The organism is Candidatus Uabimicrobium amorphum, assembly GCF_009002475.1.
GTDB lineage: Bacteria > Planctomycetota > Uabimicrobiia > Uabimicrobiales > Uabimicrobiaceae > Uabimicrobium > Uabimicrobium amorphum.
Map to the genome: position 1 here is coordinate 8,284,422 of NZ_AP019860.1, position 18,388 is coordinate 8,302,809.

At 39.2% G+C, this 18,388-nt stretch carries 12 protein-coding genes; 6 read left to right on the top strand and 6 right to left on the bottom strand.

Translation table 11 applies throughout. From position 1 onward, the window contains the following. On the bottom strand, positions 1 to 2,604 hold the full coding sequence (locus UABAM_RS29060) for a serine/threonine protein kinase (protein ID WP_151971494.1): 2,604 nt from the start codon (positions 2,602 to 2,604) through the stop codon (positions 1 to 3). 358 nt (positions 2,605 to 2,962) lie between these two features. On the opposite strand from UABAM_RS29060, the gene UABAM_RS29065 reads away from it, so the two are divergent. From UABAM_RS29065 to UABAM_RS29080, 4 genes are all read left to right on the top strand, one after another. Beyond that, positions 2,963 to 4,732, top strand: coding sequence for an ABC transporter ATP-binding protein (locus tag UABAM_RS29065; RefSeq protein ID WP_151971495.1), 1,770 nt, complete (start codon positions 2,963 to 2,965; stop codon positions 4,730 to 4,732). After that, positions 4,716 to 6,443 carry an ABC transporter ATP-binding protein gene (locus tag UABAM_RS29070; RefSeq protein ID WP_151971496.1) on the top strand — a complete coding sequence of 576 codons (1,728 nt, stop codon included), beginning with the start codon at positions 4,716 to 4,718 and terminating at the stop codon, positions 6,441 to 6,443. Before UABAM_RS29065 ends, UABAM_RS29070 begins: the two co-directional genes overlap by 17 nt. Beyond that, complete coding sequence (locus UABAM_RS29075) at positions 6,443 to 7,105, top strand: hypothetical protein (protein WP_151971497.1); 663 nt, start codon at positions 6,443 to 6,445, stop codon at positions 7,103 to 7,105. Before UABAM_RS29070 ends, UABAM_RS29075 begins: the two co-directional genes overlap by 1 nt. Positions 7,106 to 7,253: 148 nt before the next feature. Continuing rightward, positions 7,254 to 7,706, top strand: a complete 453-nt coding sequence (locus UABAM_RS29080) for a hypothetical protein (RefSeq protein WP_151971498.1) — start codon at positions 7,254 to 7,256, stop codon at positions 7,704 to 7,706. Between the two features lie 54 nt (positions 7,707 to 7,760). Here UABAM_RS29080 and UABAM_RS29085 read toward each other — a convergent pair whose 3' ends face one another. From UABAM_RS29085 to UABAM_RS29105, 5 genes are all read right to left on the bottom strand, one after another. Then, the gene (locus tag UABAM_RS29085; protein WP_261343926.1) at positions 7,761 to 8,222 is read right to left on the bottom strand and encodes a YHS domain-containing (seleno)protein; all 462 of its coding nucleotides are present in this window, start codon (positions 8,220 to 8,222) and stop codon (positions 7,761 to 7,763) included. A 94-nt stretch (positions 8,223 to 8,316) separates the two neighbouring features. Continuing rightward, positions 8,317 to 10,206: a sodium:solute symporter family protein gene (locus UABAM_RS29090; protein ID WP_151971499.1), complete on the bottom strand. Its 1,890-nt coding sequence runs from the start codon at positions 10,204 to 10,206 to the stop codon at positions 8,317 to 8,319. A 99-nt stretch (positions 10,207 to 10,305) separates the two neighbouring features. Beyond that, positions 10,306 to 12,249 carry an acyl CoA:acetate/3-ketoacid CoA transferase gene (locus UABAM_RS29095; RefSeq protein ID WP_151971500.1) on the bottom strand — a complete coding sequence of 648 codons (1,944 nt, stop codon included), beginning with the start codon at positions 12,247 to 12,249 and terminating at the stop codon, positions 10,306 to 10,308. 14 nt (positions 12,250 to 12,263) lie between these two features. After that, entirely contained in the window at positions 12,264 to 13,568 is a 1,305-nt protein-coding gene (locus UABAM_RS29100; protein ID WP_151971501.1) for a GntP family permease, read from the bottom strand. A gap of 313 nt (positions 13,569 to 13,881) precedes the next feature. Next, complete coding sequence (locus UABAM_RS29105; RefSeq protein WP_151971502.1) at positions 13,882 to 15,120, bottom strand: NDP-hexose 2,3-dehydratase family protein; 1,239 nt, start codon at positions 15,118 to 15,120, stop codon at positions 13,882 to 13,884. A 15-nt stretch (positions 15,121 to 15,135) separates the two neighbouring features. On the opposite strand from UABAM_RS29105, the gene UABAM_RS29110 reads away from it, so the two are divergent. Together UABAM_RS29110 and UABAM_RS29115 are read left to right on the top strand one after the other, a co-directional pair. Continuing rightward, the gene (locus tag UABAM_RS29110; protein WP_151971503.1) at positions 15,136 to 17,292 is read left to right on the top strand and encodes a glycosyltransferase family 2 protein; all 2,157 of its coding nucleotides are present in this window, start codon (positions 15,136 to 15,138) and stop codon (positions 17,290 to 17,292) included. Between the two features lie 49 nt (positions 17,293 to 17,341). Then, positions 17,342 to 18,379, top strand: a complete 1,038-nt coding sequence (locus UABAM_RS29115) for a hypothetical protein (RefSeq protein WP_151971504.1) — start codon at positions 17,342 to 17,344, stop codon at positions 18,377 to 18,379. The last annotated feature ends 9 nt before the right edge of the window (positions 18,380 to 18,388 follow it).

Consider the following 18,388-nt stretch of genomic DNA (forward strand, 5'->3'; position numbering starts at 1 on the left):
CTATTTCAAAAGTTTATATATGTAAGAAGTTTCGTCCTTGTAGCCTTTTTTCTCTGTTACAGTATAGTAGATGGTATCGTCTGTCGAAAACCAGTTTTCGTACATCTTCGAAGTTTGGCCTGGCACTTTTAACTGATATGTGACAACCGCGACTCCGCGAAACATTAAGTATAAATAACTTTGATTCGCTATGTAATACATACTATTTCCCAAACCGACAGGACTTGTCAAGGTCCCTTTGATGTTTTTCTCCCAAAGTAAAGAACCAGAACCATTGTTGATCTCTAGTCCCAAGATTTGTTTTTTGCATATTATATTGGTATATTCATCAAAGTAGATGGGCGTTTCATTTTGTTTAAAATGGTTACTTGTGTATAGTACCGTTTTTTCTTTGCTATTTGTATCGTAAACTTCAAAGTACTCACCTGCCGTGGTATAAATTTTAGTCCCTCTCACTACAGGAGCAGAGTTTACCAACGATTGAGTTGTATAGTTGGCCGTTTCTTTTATTTTCCTTTGCACTTGAAACACCTGGACTTTTCCACGTTGCGGATTGTCTTCATCAATTTTACTGACAACCAAAGTTTCCTCATGTGCTCCTAAATAACAAGCTTTGGAGTTTTTCAACGCGAGTGACCACTTATGTAACCTGGAAGAGTTTAGATCAACAGCCATGACACGACGTTTGCTGTGACTAATAAAAAACATCGTCTCTCCACAAAAAACCGGTTGCGAGGTATTACCAAAACTTTTGGCGCATATTAATTTCCATACACCGCCATAAAAACGATACACTCCCCGCCCTGTAACCACATAAACACTATTTTTCCAAACCCGACCAGCGACCACGGTCGTTTTCTTTAAATCTTTGATAAAGATATATTTCGCATCACTCACACTCGTGTCGAAAATTCCCTCAGACTTAAAATCCAAGGGCTTATTCGTTAATCGCGCGGCATACAAAAAAACAGAGTTTCTCTTTCCCTTAATTTTTTTCAATAACGGCACGACTAAAAAATTATTATGCACTACCGGTGTCAGAAAAAAACCTTGTTTTTTACCGATAAATACATGCTTTTCACCAATAGGTATCGATTTGTTCACCGTTTTAATACCATCTTGCAATTGATATTTTCGCAACTTGTCTTGCAAATCGCTATTTTTGCTTTCCAATTCCTGTAGTTTCTCGGTATTGGTTGGTGGAGCAAATATATACATAACGATCAGACCGACAATAAATGCAGCCACCGCAGGAAAATACTTTTTGTATTGCGATCCCAAATCTTCGCGCTGAAAATTGACATTATGAGTTTTGTTTTCTTGTTTCTTTTTGAGATAATTTTCCAAATCTTTTGTCATATCAATGGCGCGGTAGTAACGTTTTTCCTTAGTTTTCGCCATCGCTTTTAGACATATATTTTCAATGGTACGCGGTATTTCTTTCACGTAAGTTGTTGGTGGGGGCGGTGCTGCTTTGGCAATCTTCGTTAACAGTGCCACAAGTTCACGCGCTTCAAAGGGTAAGCGTCCTGTCAATAGTTCGTAAAAAGTCACCCCAAGAGAATAAATATCACTTTGGGCATCAATTTCTTTATGGCGATTACGCGCTTGCTCGGGCGACATGTAGGAAGGTGTTCCGGCAAAAGCCTGTGTCTTTGTTACCTTGGTTCCCCCTTCAATGTCACGCGCCAACCCAAAATCCATGATGTATGGTTCACCCTTTTTATCTAACATGACATTCGCTGGCTTTATGTCGCGGTGAATAATTTTTTTCTGGTGTGCAAAGTGCAAGGCTCTGGAGAGCTTAATCATAATATCGACAGCTTTGCGCAACGACATGCGCTTATTTTTTGCTAAATATTCCTCCAAAGATTGGCCTTCGATATACTGCATCGTAAAAAATACATTTCCACCTTCATCGCCAATATCGTAGATTCCAACGATATTTGGGTGATCCAGTTGTGCTACAGCACGCGCTTCTCTCCGAAATCGTTCAATATTTTTATTGCTCTTTGTACCGCTGGAAATCAATTTTAATGCGACATCGCGCTGTAAATTGTCATCGCGAACTAAAAAGACTTCTCCCATATTACCTTCGCCAAGTTTACGGTGTACTTTGTAGCGTCCGATCATATCAGACTCATTCTCAGATTTCTCTTCTTGAGATTCCTCGATATTTGGCAAGGTATGGATGTCAGGAGTAGACGCGACTTCCGGCTCATCGTTCTTATCATGACGCAATGTATCATCGAAAGAAACAGGAGGAAGATCGGGTTTTAAATTTCCTTTTTCTTCAATAATTTGGGTGGGATATATCGCGTCTTCGGCAGGCTGGTCTTTCTTGAGTAGCTCTTCAAACAAGGTCAACTTATGCACTTGCATGATGGTTTCTTCTAGGGGATTGTTTTGTTTCTGCACATATTGTTGTTTGAGTTGATTTAAACTCTCATTGTCAATATAACCTAACTTAATGAGTACTTCAGCAACTCCGATCTCATTGCCTTGTTGTCTTTGTTGATGATATACTTGTTTTGCTCTATTGAACTCTTCTTGAGTTAAACTTCCACTCAATCCTTCGCTCAGTAACCATCTTTCAAATTCCATGAACGGCCCCCTGCATGGTGTGATTTTTTGTTGCAATACTTATAAAATATGATATAAGGGATGTCTTCGTAAACAATTTGCTGTTTTGCAAAGTATTTTCTACCATTCCTACAAACAAAAGGAAAAAGATATATTGGTCGAAAATACGCATATGCAAATCTTTCGATACAATCTATGCGTATCCCAAGAAACCGCAATCGGGCATGTCATAACGCAACTAACAGACTCTAAATTAATCTAACAACAAACGAACAAAAATCAAAATATAAAATCAAATTATTGCAAAACAGTAAAATAGTTCATCGTCTTCATGATAGACATACCTGATAAACAGCTAACTTAAAAAATAGGAAAACAAGTGAAGATATTTCTAAGTTACACGAAACGCTACGCTCTTACTTACATATGGTGGTTTTTCTTCGGCATGATCTTAGTTGCTGGTACCAAGATATTAGCAGTTATGATTATCGAGTATATAAAACAAGCGATTGATGCCGTACAAACGCAACAAGCAACAGCAAACACTGTAGTGCCATTTGTTTACTCGATTATCCTGTGTGCGGCGGGACTCTTTGTAGCGAGAACTCTCTCGCGACATATGTTCTTCACTCCAGGACGTATGATTGAATACAATATAAGAAATGACTATTTCCGCAGATTACTACTGTTACAAAGAAACTTTTTTGCCAATCATGAAACAGGAGATCTCGTCAATCGTTGTGCACACGATATCATGTTCGTGCGTTCCGTATTTGGATTTTCGACCCTGCAAATATTCAATGTTTCTTTTGCTTTTCTTTTTGGATTTTCCGCAATGCTGCGTATGGACGTGGCCACCACACTTTACTTACTAATTCCCATGGTAGTTTCGTATCTCATAGTACAAACGAGCATTTTAATGATGTTTCGTTATTGGAAAGAGTCTGATAAAAAAATAGGTGAGCTATCTTCTTTTTGCTTGTCCTCTTACAAAGGCGCATCGGTCATACAAGGATATAATAGTGAACAGCGCTTTAGTACACAATTCGCAGAAACCAACCAACAATTTTTGGATATCGGTGTTAAGCTGGCAAAAATTCGCTGCTTTTCTCTACCGCTTATTCGTTTTGTGGGTAGTGTGTCTATTTTTACCATCCTATGGATCACCGGAACAAAGGTCATCGAAGGAACGCTATCTCTTGGAGAATTAACAGCATTTATCGGTTACGTCTCTATGGTTCTTCCCCCACTTATGTCTTTGGGATGGATGCTGAACTCTATCAATCGCGCTTTACCTGCCATGCAGCGCCTTGATGAAATCTTATTGGCAGAACCACAACTTTTAGAAGTAAGGGAACAACTTGGTGAATGGCAAAAAAAAGGATGTCACCTAAAAGTTGCCAGTTGCAACTACGCTCATGCCACAGACGCAGAAGAGAATGCGGCCTTCTCCATAAAAAATGTAGATATTGATTTACCACCAGGCAAAGTTCTTGGAATCGTAGGAGAGACTGGGTCCGGCAAAACCACACTCATTGATTGTATTTTGCGTTTAAATCACATAAAAGCGCAACAAATCTACATTGATGACCTAGATGCCGCTCATACAGAACTGCCGGTGTATAGGCAATACTTTTCCGCGGTGCCACAACGTCCATTTTTATTTTCCACCTCTTTACGCGATAACTTAAATCTAGCGGCAAAAGAGCCCAAGAGCGACAAAGAATTGATATCCTACTTGGAAATAGCTGGATTCACTCTTGATCTCCAACAGCTCCCGGATGGTTTAGATACACTTGTAGGAGAACGAGGAGTTATGCTGTCAGGAGGACAAAGACAACGCGTAGCTTTGGCACGTGCCCTCATCAAAGAGGCCGACATATACATTCTCGATGATGTACTCTCCGCAGTGGATCACGAAACGGAAAGCACCATCATTGAAAACTTGCGCAATTTTGCGAATGAAAAGTCCTTTATTATTGTTTCACATCGCATATCCGCAATACAGTGGGCAGATGAAATACTCGTCTTAGAAAATGGAAAAGTAATCGACCGCGGTACTCATAGTCAACTCATTTCCAAACCGGGTTTTTACCAAGAAATATACCAATACCAAGCACAAGGACACGAGGATGGAACAACTGAGTAATAAAACACTAATACGCGAATTTTGGTCGCACGCACAGCCATATCGAAAATCTTACTACGCATCTTTTGTGCTAATGTTCACAACACTTTTTTTTGACCTAGCGCGCCCATTTATCCTAAAAAGTGGCTTAGATAAAATTACCCAACAAGATTTAGCAGGGCTACATTTTATTGGTATGATATTTTTGGGATTTGTGGTCATGGAATACATATCGCGTAGCATATTTAGTTACCTCATAAACCTAGCGTTTCTTCGCACAATTTCCCGTATCCGCGAAGCGATATTTTCCCATGTAATTCAACTGAAAATGGCCTATTTCGATAAAAATCCCGTGGGCGCTTTATTAACAAGAACGGTCAACGATGCTGAATCATTGGGCAACTCTCTACGTTCGGGAATTGCAACAGTGTTTGTCGATATACTGACGATCATTGGCATTATTTTTGTTATGATGACGATCAATCTACAATTGTCCTTCATTATAATGATCGCTGTTCCCATCGTAATGATTACCGTACGTTGGTTCGGTAAAAAATTACGTAGTTGGTACCTAATTGTACGAAAAAAATTGGCCACTTCCAACGCATACATGGCAGAAGGCATCTCCGGCGTTGAAATCATCCAACTTTTCAACCACCATGATCACAGCAGCCAGGAATTTGAAAAAGTCAATCGCGAATATCGCCGCGCAACTATTTTCGCCAATATTTACGATGCATCTCTTTACGCCGTCGTCGACGCTGTTGGTTCCATTACCATCGCAGCGCTACTTTATTGGGCATTAGGGTACAACTTTGGCATCGTCGAGGCGAGTGTCATTATCGTTTACATCGATTTAGTAGAAAGAATTTTTGTCCCCGTACGCGACTTGAGCGGTAAATTTGCGACCATCCAGCAAGCCTTGGCAGCGTTACAACGCATATTTTCTTTGCTCCATGTCCCCGACATCATCACAAAGGGAGAAAAAAAGCTAGAGGACAAAAACTTATCTATCGAATTCCAACATGTGTCTTTTGCTTACAAAGAACAAGGTCCACAAGTTCTCGAAGATATCAATTTCAAAGTACAACCAGGTGAAGTAGTTGCTCTTGTGGGTGCAACGGGAAGTGGTAAGTCAACCATTGGGAGACTATTCACGCGCACCTATGACGGCTACAAAGGTCACATTTACATTGGGGAAACCGAAATTAGTGATGCACAAAATCTACGCGAAAAAATTGCCATCATTCACCAAGATGTTACCCTGTTTCCCACAACAATACGCGAAAATATAACATTGGGAAACCCAAACATTACCGATGAAGATGTGCAGAATGCCATCGCCATTACTCGTGTAGATCGTTGGATCAACGACCTCGAAAACGGTCTAGACTTTGAAATCAAAGAAAACGGTAGCAATCTATCCTCCGGACAAGGGCAACTAATCGTCTTCGCCCGAGCGATGGCTCACAATACGCCTATTGTTCTTATGGATGAGGCTACAGCAAATATCGATTCACTCACCGAAAAGTGGATTCAAGAGGCTTTAGAAGAAATTTTCAAACGCAAAACTGTTGTTGTCGTTGCACACCGTTTGTCAACAATCGCCAGTGCCGATTTAATTCTGGTGATGAAAAATGGCGAAATTATGGAACGCGGTACACACGACACCTTAATGAAAAAAGACGGCTATTACCGCGATTTAGTTTCTTCGGCACAGGAATTTGTATAATGGTAGATTATGTATACAAAGAAAACGCAGCAAACGAAATTGTCGAAACTTGGCAACGAATCGAAAGTTATGAGCAAATACACATTGGCGAATACCTATACTATGTAAGTGACAACTATTTTGGTGAAGTCGTTGGCTGCGATGGCCAAGAAGTGCGCCTCAAGATCCAAAACTTTCGTATAAATACAGTGGCCTACGAAGCGAAGATACACACGCTAACCGAGCTACTACGCCCTATCGAAAACATTTATATCGACGGGCAAATACAACAACTGTTCCCTGAAATTCATTGTGGCCTAGAGAAATGTTTTCGCATCTGGAAAAAAATCGAGTCTTATATTTTAGATACTCCCAAGGAAGATAGAGGCAAAATTACCCCAGAGTTATTTGCGTCTATCGGTCGTATATTCGGCAAATGGAGTGGCAAAGGTTTTCTGAATAAAAGCGACATCGAAGAGCTACAACAAAAACAATTTTTAACAACGATTTCCCAGTGGATTCCTCTAGACAAAGTTGTCGACAATGAACCACATGAAACTCTGGAGTATATCGATAAGTTACTGGTATTGCCTTATGAAAAAGCACGAGAAACCACAAGTATAAATCTAAAAGACTGGCTGGCTCTACGCAGTGGTTTTTTTGTGAAGCGTGCCAATTTATAAATATGCTTTCATTATAAAATCTCACTTTTTTTTCAAAAAAATTTGCCTACGCAAAAACCATTGCCAATAATTACATTAGCAACAATAAATGAGTTGTGTAGGAAAGTCTAGATTGCTTTTGAAAGTCTGTAAAATAAGGAGATTGCATATGATAACCCGTATATTTATTTTAATAATCGCCCTCACTTTTTGTGTACCAGCTTTTGCTGGAGATTTCTTTGTAGAACAAGCCGCTTTTCACATGGATGACGACAAATCTGACGACGAAGAAAAAAAGTCTGACGATGAAGCCAAGGAAGACGAAAAGTCTGATGACGAAGCTAAAGAAGACGAAAAGTCTGATGACGATGAAGCTAAAGAAGACGAAAAGTCTGATGACGAAGCTAAAGAAGACGAAAAGTCTGATGACGAAGCTAAAGAAGACGAAAAGTCTGACGATGACGAAGCTAAAGAAGACGAAAAGTCTGATGACGAAGCTAAAGAAGACGAAAAGTCTGACGATGACGAAGCTAAAGAAGACGAAAAGTCTGATGACGATGAAGCTAAAGAAGACGAAAAGTCTGATGACGATAAAGACAAAGAAGAATCTGACGATAAATAATATCTAGTTCGTGTAAAAGTAGGAGCTTCTCGAAAGAAGCTCCTATTTTTTTGTTTATTTTTTGCTTTTTTTCTCAAGATGTTTTTTTACAAGTTTTGGCCAATTTTTATGGCCAGAGTGAATCAAATTTTTGCGATCTTTTTCCCACTGTTTTTGGATCGAGTGATTGTAGTTCAAATATAACTTCTGATCCACAATCTTCCATGCCGTAGGGTCAATTTTCGCGGTGTAACCATTTCCCACAGCCCAAGCGCAAAACCCCCCGAACTGCGGAGCATATTTTTGCGGTGACTTTTTAAACTTCTCTAGATTTTCACTAGAGCTAAAAAGCCATTTAGCTCCACGCCACTCTTGGACAAACTTGTCTTGCCCTTTTGTCGGCTTTCCTTGAACAAAATAAGCAACTACATCGTATCCGTCTACGGCAACGCCTTTTTTATCCATGCGAATAAAATCTTTTTTCTCTCCCGCATAGACACTTACTAACATAAAACAAACAATCATTGCGTATTTCATTTGGCACTCCCATCGATATAAGAATAATATGGATTATATGGCAACTGTGCAAAGTTAGTCGTACATTTTTCTATTTTCATACAAATATCTTTTTTTAGTCATCTTTAAACCCAAGACGCCACCATACAGGTATCAAAATTAAACCGACTAAAATAACAACCGTTAGCCATAACCAACGAATAGGGAACCATGTGGGGGCAGGGCTACCACAAATCATTGAACCAAAACCTGTCAATAAGCAAAAAAAGGAAAACGACGCGCAAAAAGTAGCGAGAACTCCGCGATAGAAGCGTTTTTCTGGTTCATCCGAAGTATCCAGTTGTTTGCGAACTTCCCCCCAAAATCCAGGAGGTTGTGCCTGAGAATAAAATTTCTTCAATGTTTCCATATCCTCTGGACCAGTAAGTAACGAAACAATTACCCCCGCAGAAGTCGAGCCTAAAGCCATGAGTAACAAACGTAAATATTCGGCTTCAACATACGTAAGAAGTACCGGAGCAAGTACAATGGAGGCGACAATACATGCAAGCTCTCCCCAAGCCGTAACTTTCCACCAAATCCAACGCAGTACCAACATCACACCCATTCCCGCACCGAGCATCAAACTAATTTTCCATGCTGTTTGGATAGAAGATAGGTGCGCCATAATGATAAGCGCGATCACCAATATCAACATATTCGCACAACGAGCCACCCACACTAAGGAAGTACTCGAAGGTTCTTTTTTTAGCCATGCCTGACAGACAAAACGTTTGTAGATATCATTTGTCCAGTAAGAAGATCCCCAGTTTAGATGGGTATCGACAGTGGAAGCCAAGGCGGCGAGCATTCCGGTTAACATTAAACCTTTGAGCCCAACCGGAAGAAGTTCCGACATCCCACGTACAAAAGTGGCTTCTTGCACCGATTTAATTTGTTCCATCGGTAAACCAAGGTTGGGGGGATATATCACCATAAGACCGATACCAATCGGTAACCACAACAAACTACGGAAAAAAACTTGAGCAACTGTAAAAATAATTGCCGCCTGCTTTGCATCTTTGTCACTGCGACACGCCATAGATCTTTGCGCTAAATATCCTGTACCATCGGCGTTCATTTGCACAAGCCATTGCAGTGCAAAAACCAACAATAGTGGAATGGTGATATCTTTTGCCAAAGAAGGAGTGAATGCGACGATTTGCGTGGGAGTAATTCCTCCCGGGCCACCGTTGGCAAACTTCGTATGAAGTTGCTCTAACATTCCACTAAGCCCACCGGTTTCATAAATGATATAAGCCGCAAAGCACAAGGTAGCAAACATCATCATAAAGAACTGCATCACGTCTGTGGCAACAACACTACGCAAACCACCTGTCGTTGAATAAAACATGGTCACTAAAACGATGACGCCTATAGAGATAAAGTTATTGGCGGTGAGAATCCATACGACGTTTTCATCGGTACTTGTGGTCATCTGAACTCCAAACCACTTCACAATTCCCAAAGCAATATTAAAAACTCCTTCGGGTAACCATGCATTCCACAACAAAAAAGGTTCGGCAATACGCGTTGCGGCCAAAAGCACCATTGCCAAAACAGTACAGTTAAAAATAGTACCAAAGTATATGGCCTTTACACCGCGAAGTGGACCTGCGGCTTTGCTAGCATAACGAAATTCTGTTAGCTCCGCGTCGGTAAGTACGTTGGATTTACGCCAACTCGCCGACAACAGAAAACCCATCATGAGAAAAGCGATGGCATAAATCCACATTTGCCATAACGAAAAAATCCCTGCCGTGGCAATAAGTCCCGTCACCAAAAGCGGCGTATCTGCAGCAAACTGAGTTGCCGCCATACTAATACCGGCCTTCCATCCAGGAAGAGATTTTCCCGCTAAAAAATATTCCGTTAAGTTTTGCGAAGCGACATCTTTTGATTTAAAACCCGAGCGAATCGCATAAGCAATAAACCCTAAAATAATGGTCACATCTAACCAATGCATATATTTCCTCCAAAATAAACGATCCCGATCCCGTTCCCGATTCCGTCTTTTAATTCGGGAACGGAGTTGGGAACAGGATCAAGATCGTGTTTTACATACCTATTGCACTGTTGTTTTCCATCGTTGCAAAGCATCGTGCGCTTCATTTTTACTTTCGTAAATATGAGGTGAAACTTGTCTTTCTTGCAGTGCCTCACCTAATTTTTTACGCAAAAAAGTACTAGTAGTGTATCTTGTTACCTGTTCGTAATGATTATCGCAAAGTTCCTTGACCATTTGCGAATATTCCCCAACTAAATCAGGATAAATATTAAAATTGTCGTAATTGACAATGGCGCAAACTTTACCGACATTCTGTAGTTTTTGCTGGACTATCGACTTGATTTCCGCAATTTGTGTCGCTTGTGTGATTTGGTACCCGGCAAAATTGATGAACAACGTCTTTTCTTCCACGTTGAGTACAATGCGATCTTCTAGAGAAAGTTCCAGAAGTTCCTTTTTGATTCCCATAGGTTTTTCACTAAAGATACGTGTATCCATAGTTTTCACATTGTTCATGATGGGGGAAAAATCAACGAATGGTAGTATGTGCTTTTCGATATCAATGCCTGGAGCTACTTCTAAAAGTTCCATACCGTTCTCTGTCAATTCAAAAACACAACGTTCGGTGATATACAGTACCGGCTGCCCATTTTTCAAAGCAAAGTTTCCACTAAAAGTTTTGTGCTCTACTTGTGCGACAAACTTTTTCACCTTACCTTCGTTGACAATCTGCAGTTGCCCCTCTTCGATTTTTGTTTTCAAACCACTTGCGGTTAACGTTCCCACAAAAACTATTTTTTGCGCATTCTGACTAATATTGATAAAACCACCTGCTCCCGCGATTTTTGGTCCGAACTTACTCACATTGACATTGCCCTCGCTGTCCGCTTGCGCTAAACCTAAAAATGCCAAATCCAAACCACCACCATCGTAAAAATCAAACTGCGATGGTTGGTCTATAATCGCTTGCGTGTTGGTTGCCGCCCCAAAATCTAAACCACCTGCCGGCAGCCCACCAATGACACCCGGTTCTGCGGTCAATGTCAAATACTCTAGAATATTCTCTTCATTCGCCACATTGGCAATTCCTTCAGGCATACCAATTCCAAGATTAATTACAGCATTGGCTTGCAATTCGAGAGCCGCGCGTCGCGCAATTATTTTTCGCGTATTCATTTCCATAGGAGCAATTGATTCCATGGCAACGCGAATTTCACCACTATATGCTGCATTGTAAGGTGTGGCGAACGTTTGCCAATGATTTTGCGGCTCAGATACAACCACACAATCGACAAATACCCCCGGTATTTTTACATTTTTTGGGTTTAAACTTCCACGAGCTGCGATGCGCTCTACCTGTGCAATCACCAAACCATTGCAATTTTTTACCGCCGTGGCAATCGCCAACGATTCCAAAGTCAGCGCTTCTTTTTCCATGGTAATATTGCCATCAGGATCTGCAGTTGTACCGCGAATAATCGCCACATCTACAGGAAATGCTTTATAAAACAAGTAGTCTTTACCCGCAATCGTTATTATCTCCACAATATCCTCAGTGGTTTTTTCATTGAGCTTTCCACCTGTCTCACGTGGATCAACAAACGTTTCCAAGCCCACAGTGCTTATGGTACCTGGCTTACCCGCGGCAATGTCGCGGTATAAATGCGCAATGCAACCTTGGGGTAAATTGTACGCTTCTATTTTGTTTTCGACGGCAAGTTTTTGCAATTTAGGAACAAGTCCCCAATGACCACCAACAACTCTTTTGAGTAGACCTTCGTGAGCCAAATGATTGAGACCACGCTCTTTGCCGTCTCCCTGGCCTGCGGCGTATACTAACGTCAAATCGCGAGGAGAATTTGTCTCGACAAATCTTTTCTCCAAAGCAATGGCAACTTCTTCGGCAAAACCGATACCGACGAAACCACTGGTAACCACCGTTTTATTGTTTTCAATTAGATCCACCGCTTCGCGTACCGAAACAACTTTTTCTTTTTTCATATCTCTCTCCACTCTTAAGAATAAACAAAGGCACATATAGGAACGAGAACTAAAAATACCGCCACGGTAGGAATTAAAACCGTAGTCACGAACACATCCTTGTACGAACTTTTATGATCTAGCTTACACACCAATAAAAGAGTAATCACCGCTCCACTATGCGGCAAAGAGTCAAGACAGCCCGAAGCCATCGCCGCAATACGATGCACCGCTTCCAGATCAATCCCCATGGATACGAATGTTTCGGCAAGCGCTTTGAGCGCAACACTTAGTCCTCCTGAGGCAGAACCTGCAATTCCTGCAATAGCGGTAGTTGTAATTGCCGGAAAATAGTAAGGACTCACATCTAAACCCTTGATCGCCTCAACAATGGAATTAAATTCAGGTATGGCTTTCACAACTCCTGCATAACCAACGATCGCTGCGGTGTTTAAAATAACCAGTGTTGAATTGCTCGCCCCAGTATTCAGTGATTTTAGCCATTCATGACGGTTTGGCAAACAATTCCATAGCAGGGCAATCGTTAACAATATTCCAGCACACATCGACCACACAATGTTGATTCCAAAGCCGTTTAGCAAAACAATAATACACAGCGACGGTGTCATCGATAACCAAAAGGAAGGTAAATTTTGGCTTTGGTCTTCTAGTTCATCATGTGCATCAAAAACACGGCCTTGTTCCTGCAATTTTTTTGCACGCCATGACAGATAAAAAAAGCCAACAACAGCCATGAAAAGTCCTGCAATCCATCCAGGGTAGAACGCAGATGTTACTGGTGTTTTTAAAAATTCAGTGGGGATGATATTTTGAATTTGTGGGGAGCCGGGTGCGGTCATTGTAAAGGTAAAACTTCCCAATGCAACACAAGCAGGTATCAGAGTTTTGGTGATATTGGCTTTGTGAAACATCGCCAAAGAAATCGGATACATCACAAAAATAATAACGAACAAACTCACACCACCGTAGGTCAATATCGAAGATGCCAAAACAATCCCGAGAACTACGCGCTTTTCGCCAACAATATCGACAATTTTCTCAGCAATTGCCGCGGCAGCACCTGTTTTGTGCATAATCACACCGTAAATAGACCCGGTGAGAAATATCAGAAAAAATTTAGCGAAAAAATCGGCCGCTACCTTCATATAAGTATCCGGCGTGTCGCTACCAAACATCATCTCCGTAGGATTCAATCCACAGACGACAATGAGAAACAATGACGTAATAGGTCCAACAATTAATGGTGAAACTTGTTTGTAGGAAAGAACAACAAGCATTACCAACGAAACGAAAAGTCCTACATATCCAAGATATTCCATTACAAACCTTTCTCTATGTATGTAAACAAATCAAAGTAGTTACAATACCAATGTAGCAATTATGAAAAGGTTTGCATAGATTTTGTTCAGAAAACACAGAAAATAAGAAAGGACGCTTAAGATATCACGAGGAGAATAGACTTCGTGAAAACCTAAATGTATGAAACATTTGTTTTTTGAAGCAGAACCAGCGAAATTTATTTTTCTTTTTGCTCTTTTTCCGCTTTTTCGGAGGCATTATACTATTTACATTTGATACTTCAGAATCTTATTGCATTTAGAAAAAAAGATCGTTCGTACATGAATGAACCTCTTACATAAAAGATACAAGTAACGAAAGTAAACTACGCAATTCGTTGGTCAAATAACCTTTCATTAGAGTCATGTTTTCTATTTCTCCAGCCGTTAACCATAACCCATTTTTCAGAGAACATAAATGTTGTTGGTGAGGCCAATATGCTAGTGTGTAGCGCATTATATTTTGATAAAAACGTCCGCCTTCATCTGACTGGTCAATTTGTGCAAGAGTTTGGGTATTTTTGACTACATCAATGTCTTTTGCAGTAAAAGAAACGTTTGTTTGGAGGGAGGGACCAAATTCAACACCATTATCAAAACCCATTTCATAATTCACTTGTAAGAAAAAATAGCTTATACTATTTTTAATACTAAAAATCAGCCACGATTGTTGTATTGAGGTGTCCATAACTAAAGGTTGTTGCCAATGACTAACTTCTCTTTCCATGCGAATATCAAAATAACAAACTTTACATTGGCGTTTTTCTATGCATTGAATGCCAAAAGGCGTTAATTTGAATGTTCGCATATTTTTTAGAGGTATTGTGTCGTACTCATACTGTTTTTCGCAAGATTGCAAAAATGAAATGGCGTTTTTTATACGTTGTTTATCTCTTACTTGATAAGAATTTCTTAGTGCTTGTGCAATAACGGGGTTCTTTATTTCTGCAAACAATTTGCTATCAGATGCCAGCCAGTTCCAAGAACCACAAACAATGACAGACCGAGCATCGGTGTTTAAAACAAAGCTTTTTCTCAGAAGTTGTTTGATCTGTTTACTCGTCAGCCAAGAGTAATTTTTACTGGGGAAATTGATTTTTGATTTGTCTACAACTATCTTGCAATTTCGATTAAATTTCCCTAAGAATTTACTCCCCTGTTCGGAACCACAAACATCAACGCATAATTTGCCCTGTAGGAAATATTCCAAAAATAAGGTTTTACTCCCTTGATGAACCTGTTCATAATTACACTTTGTGGCTTGTACAGTAGGAGCATATTGATAGTAAAAAATATTCCCAGGTTCAGGTTTGTTTTGAACAAGCCACTCAAAACCTTGTGCTGTCTTTGATACGATAAATCCCAAAATACCTATTTTTCGTTGCAAAATAAAGATAGACTCATTATGTTCTCTATCTTCGACACAAACAATAGAAAAATAGCTTTTACTATCATGCTCTAAAGCTTCATTGATTTGCCAACTTTGGCATCGCTGAAGAGTTGTATAATTTACAGAAATTTCGCATTCATACATAGTTGGACCTATCTTATGATTACTATTATTGTCGCTGCATATGGTCGTGCTAATGTTTTAAACCGTACATTAGAAACTGTTTATAAACAAAGCTTTTCACAATGGCAAGTCTTAGTTGTTGCTGACTGTTGTCCAAAAGAATTCATGGCTAAACTGGACATCAAAAACCCAAAAGTAAAAGTAATTAATTTGCCTACGCGTTGTGGAAACCAATATGGACCTAATTCCGTAGGCATACATTTGGCGGAAACACAATATATTGCCTTTTTAAATCATGATGATATATGGTTGTCTGATCATTTAGAGATTGCGTTACAATCTCTACAGACTCATAATGCAAACTTCTTTTTAGGAAAAGCGGTTTTCTGCCATTACACAGACCAAGAAAAATACGTACCACAAAAAAAACGTCTCGTTTTGCAAGAGACAAATCATCCTGAGGAACTTTGGCAGATGGTGCATCACACCAATCATGTTTTTGAACCAGCTAGTTCATGGGTTGTTGACACTCAATTGGCGAAGAAAGTTGGCTTTTGGAAAAGCCCTGATGTTGCGAATGACCTACCTATTCTCGATTGGTTACAACGCAGCGCACGTAATGGTGCCAAGTTTTGTTTTTCTGACAAAGTTTCTGTGATAAAAAATAACTTACACAAGCGTCCAAAAATTAAGCAACGCTATGGTTGGGAAAATTTTACTACAGAGTTAGATGATCTCATTCAAGCAAGTGACCAAAAAGTGCGTCAATGGATTGAAGAAGACCAAGACTTAACCGATGTCAAAAATCGTCATATTCAAATCACTAATGAACAAAAAACACAAATGATCAATCGCTATCACCATTTTTTACAGACAGGCGAAATAGTTACACGGCACCAAGATCTCAAAGCAAAATTCTTAACCATGTTAAAAAATCGCACTGGAGAAGAGTTTGACGGGTTTCAATCTTCAGAAAAAATCATTGCAAGTTTAACAAAAAACAACATTTGTTTTGGTGATAAAATAGTGATTGATCTGAATCTTCAAAATTTAGAGAGTTCAGAAAAAGTAAAAACTCTCTTTTTGCATGTAGATCCTCATATGGAAGCAACAACACTACAACAGTTTCTAGAAAAAAATCGAGAAATATTGCACAGATTAGGTGTCAACTATCCTGATAAAAAAACTCAGCAGCAAAACAACAACCACGACATAACATTAGGAAATGCTGATGAAATAGTCAAGTATCTAAAATTCGAGAATAAAAAGTTTGAAAAATGTTTTATTGCTTTTGAAAAAATGTTACAAACAAATGATCTTCCACGCCTATTGTATTCTACCAAACTATTTTGGAATCTACCTAAAGAGAAGTTAACCATTCTTAAAAAGAAGGCTACAGACCATCAATACGAAATAAAAGTTGTCATCTACTTGCATGAGTTGCAAAGTTATCTACAAGCTTGTTATATAGAAAGTATTTTATCCGGCGAATCATACCAAAAAAGTATATATGACTACTATGATGAATACAGCAAAAATAAATTGAATTACACACAGCGTATAGAAAAATTTTGTAATACTTTTGGTAAAGAGAACGTGGTTGTTTACAAATATAACCAAGAAAATCTCTTCCAAAACTGCTTAGATTTCTTAGAAACTATAGGTCTCTCCTCGCAGCAATATTCAGAGTTTAAAACTTTAGATAAGATTCACTATTGGAATGTGTATGAGATAGAAATGCTTCGCAATATCAACTTTATTGGGAAAAAAGCTCATTTTTTCCACCGTCTAACCCACACGAAACACAAACTCAAAGAATACGATGTATTCGACAATCAAAGACCTTGTTTACCACAAGATTTGGCTGGGAAGTTAGAAGAAGATTACGCGGCAATGAAGGTAAAAATCAAAAGTGACTACGGGGTAAGTTTCGACGAGGCCGAAAAACCGGAGGACTCATCTATTTCTTTTGATAGAGTTTTACAAATGACACCATACGAAAAAATGATAAGTCGTATTGCCTATTCCCTTCACGATGATTTGGAAAATATTCGACGTAGCAAACATCAAATAAAGAATACAGTTTCTGATATAGAAAAGCGCCATAGAAAAATTCAAGTAATGTTATGGATTTGTATTTCTTTTTTATTGCTACTTGTTATTTTGCAAAGCGTTGTTATCTATGTAGACTAGTTGGTACTTTGCTAAATTATTAACAGACCTACGTATAGGGAAATAAACAATGAAACGTCTTATCCTCCACTTTGGAACGCACAAAACAGGTAGCACCTCAATCCAGAGAAATTTAGCAACGGCAGACCTAGGTCCTAAGTGGGAATATGCAAAACTAGGTGTAAATCAAGGAGGTGTTGTTAGCGCGGCTTTTACGCAAGATTTATTTTCTATCAGAGAGTATAAACTTTTTGGTATAGATCGAGGCGAGTTGCTAAAAATAAAAATGAAAAGCTTAGAGTTATTTAAATCAGCATTAAAAAGTTGTAAAAAGGATAATCTCATTGTATCAGGTGAGAGAATCGTTAAACTAGAAGAAAATGATCTAAGCGAACTAAATAGAGTCTCTAGCTCTCTGGGTTTCAAAGTAGAAGCTATTGGTTATTTGCGAGAGCCCAAAAGCAGAATGGAAGCTGTGTTTCAGCAGAAAATAAAATTTCCTTATAAATACACCAGCTTAGAAGATCTTTTCTATCCTGATTACCAAAAAAAGTTAATTAAGTTTGAAAATGTATTGGGAAAAGACAATGTCTTGTTCCTTCTATACGATCGTAAAAATTTATTGGAAAAATGCGTTGTTAAAGATTTTTGTTTTCGGTTGGGTATAAAAACAGACGCGTGGGAAATTCATCGTTACAATGAATCAATACCTCTTCGAGCTCTTCGCTTTCTCTATACCTATAAAAAATTTGGGCTACTTTCCACGAAAGAAAGTAATCATAAAAAGCAATACAATAGATTGATTAGACGACTAAAAGATCTCAAAGGGCCGAAAATGTCTTTTTCACTGAAAATAGTTAACCCGATTATTGAAGAAAAACAACAAGTTATCGATTGGATCAACAGTCGATTGAACGTTCCTTTTCCTTACCCTACTTGTACTGATAATCTTCCAGGTTGTGTTTATTGTGAAGAAGATTTTTTCAACTTCGACAGGGAATCAATTGACTGGTTAGCAAATTTAGTGAACAAATCTCCAGATGAATATATTGGAGATCCAAGTCAAATTGCCTCTTGGGTACACCTCCTGTATCAACAAGTTGAGTAAATCCAGTTA

What these genes read in the sequence shown, in the direction of transcription:
- UABAM_RS29075 (WP_151971497.1), top strand. Translation starts at nt 6,443, where the DNA reads ATGGTAGATTATGTATACAAAGAAAACGCAGCAAACGAAATTGTCGAA.
- UABAM_RS29115 (WP_151971504.1), top strand. Translation starts at nt 17,342, where the DNA reads ATGAAACGTCTTATCCTCCACTTTGGAACGCACAAAACAGGTAGCACC.
- UABAM_RS29060 (WP_151971494.1), bottom strand. Translation starts at nt 2,604, where the DNA reads ATGGAATTTGAAAGATGGTTACTGAGCGAAGGATTGAGTGGAAGTTTA.
- UABAM_RS29095 (WP_151971500.1), bottom strand. Translation starts at nt 12,249, where the DNA reads ATGAAAAAAGAAAAAGTTGTTTCGGTACGCGAAGCGGTGGATCTAATT.
- UABAM_RS29105 (WP_151971502.1), bottom strand. Translation starts at nt 15,120, where the DNA reads ATGTATGAATGCGAAATTTCTGTAAATTATACAACTCTTCAGCGATGC.
- UABAM_RS29090 (WP_151971499.1), bottom strand. Translation starts at nt 10,206, where the DNA reads ATGCATTGGTTAGATGTGACCATTATTTTAGGGTTTATTGCTTATGCG.
- UABAM_RS29085 (WP_261343926.1), bottom strand. Translation starts at nt 8,222, where the DNA reads ATGAAATACGCAATGATTGTTTGTTTTATGTTAGTAAGTGTCTATGCG.
- UABAM_RS29080 (WP_151971498.1), top strand. Translation starts at nt 7,254, where the DNA reads ATGATAACCCGTATATTTATTTTAATAATCGCCCTCACTTTTTGTGTA.
- UABAM_RS29110 (WP_151971503.1), top strand. Translation starts at nt 15,136, where the DNA reads ATGATTACTATTATTGTCGCTGCATATGGTCGTGCTAATGTTTTAAAC.
- UABAM_RS29100 (WP_151971501.1), bottom strand. Translation starts at nt 13,568, where the DNA reads ATGGAATATCTTGGATATGTAGGACTTTTCGTTTCGTTGGTAATGCTT.
- UABAM_RS29070 (WP_151971496.1), top strand. Translation starts at nt 4,716, where the DNA reads ATGGAACAACTGAGTAATAAAACACTAATACGCGAATTTTGGTCGCAC.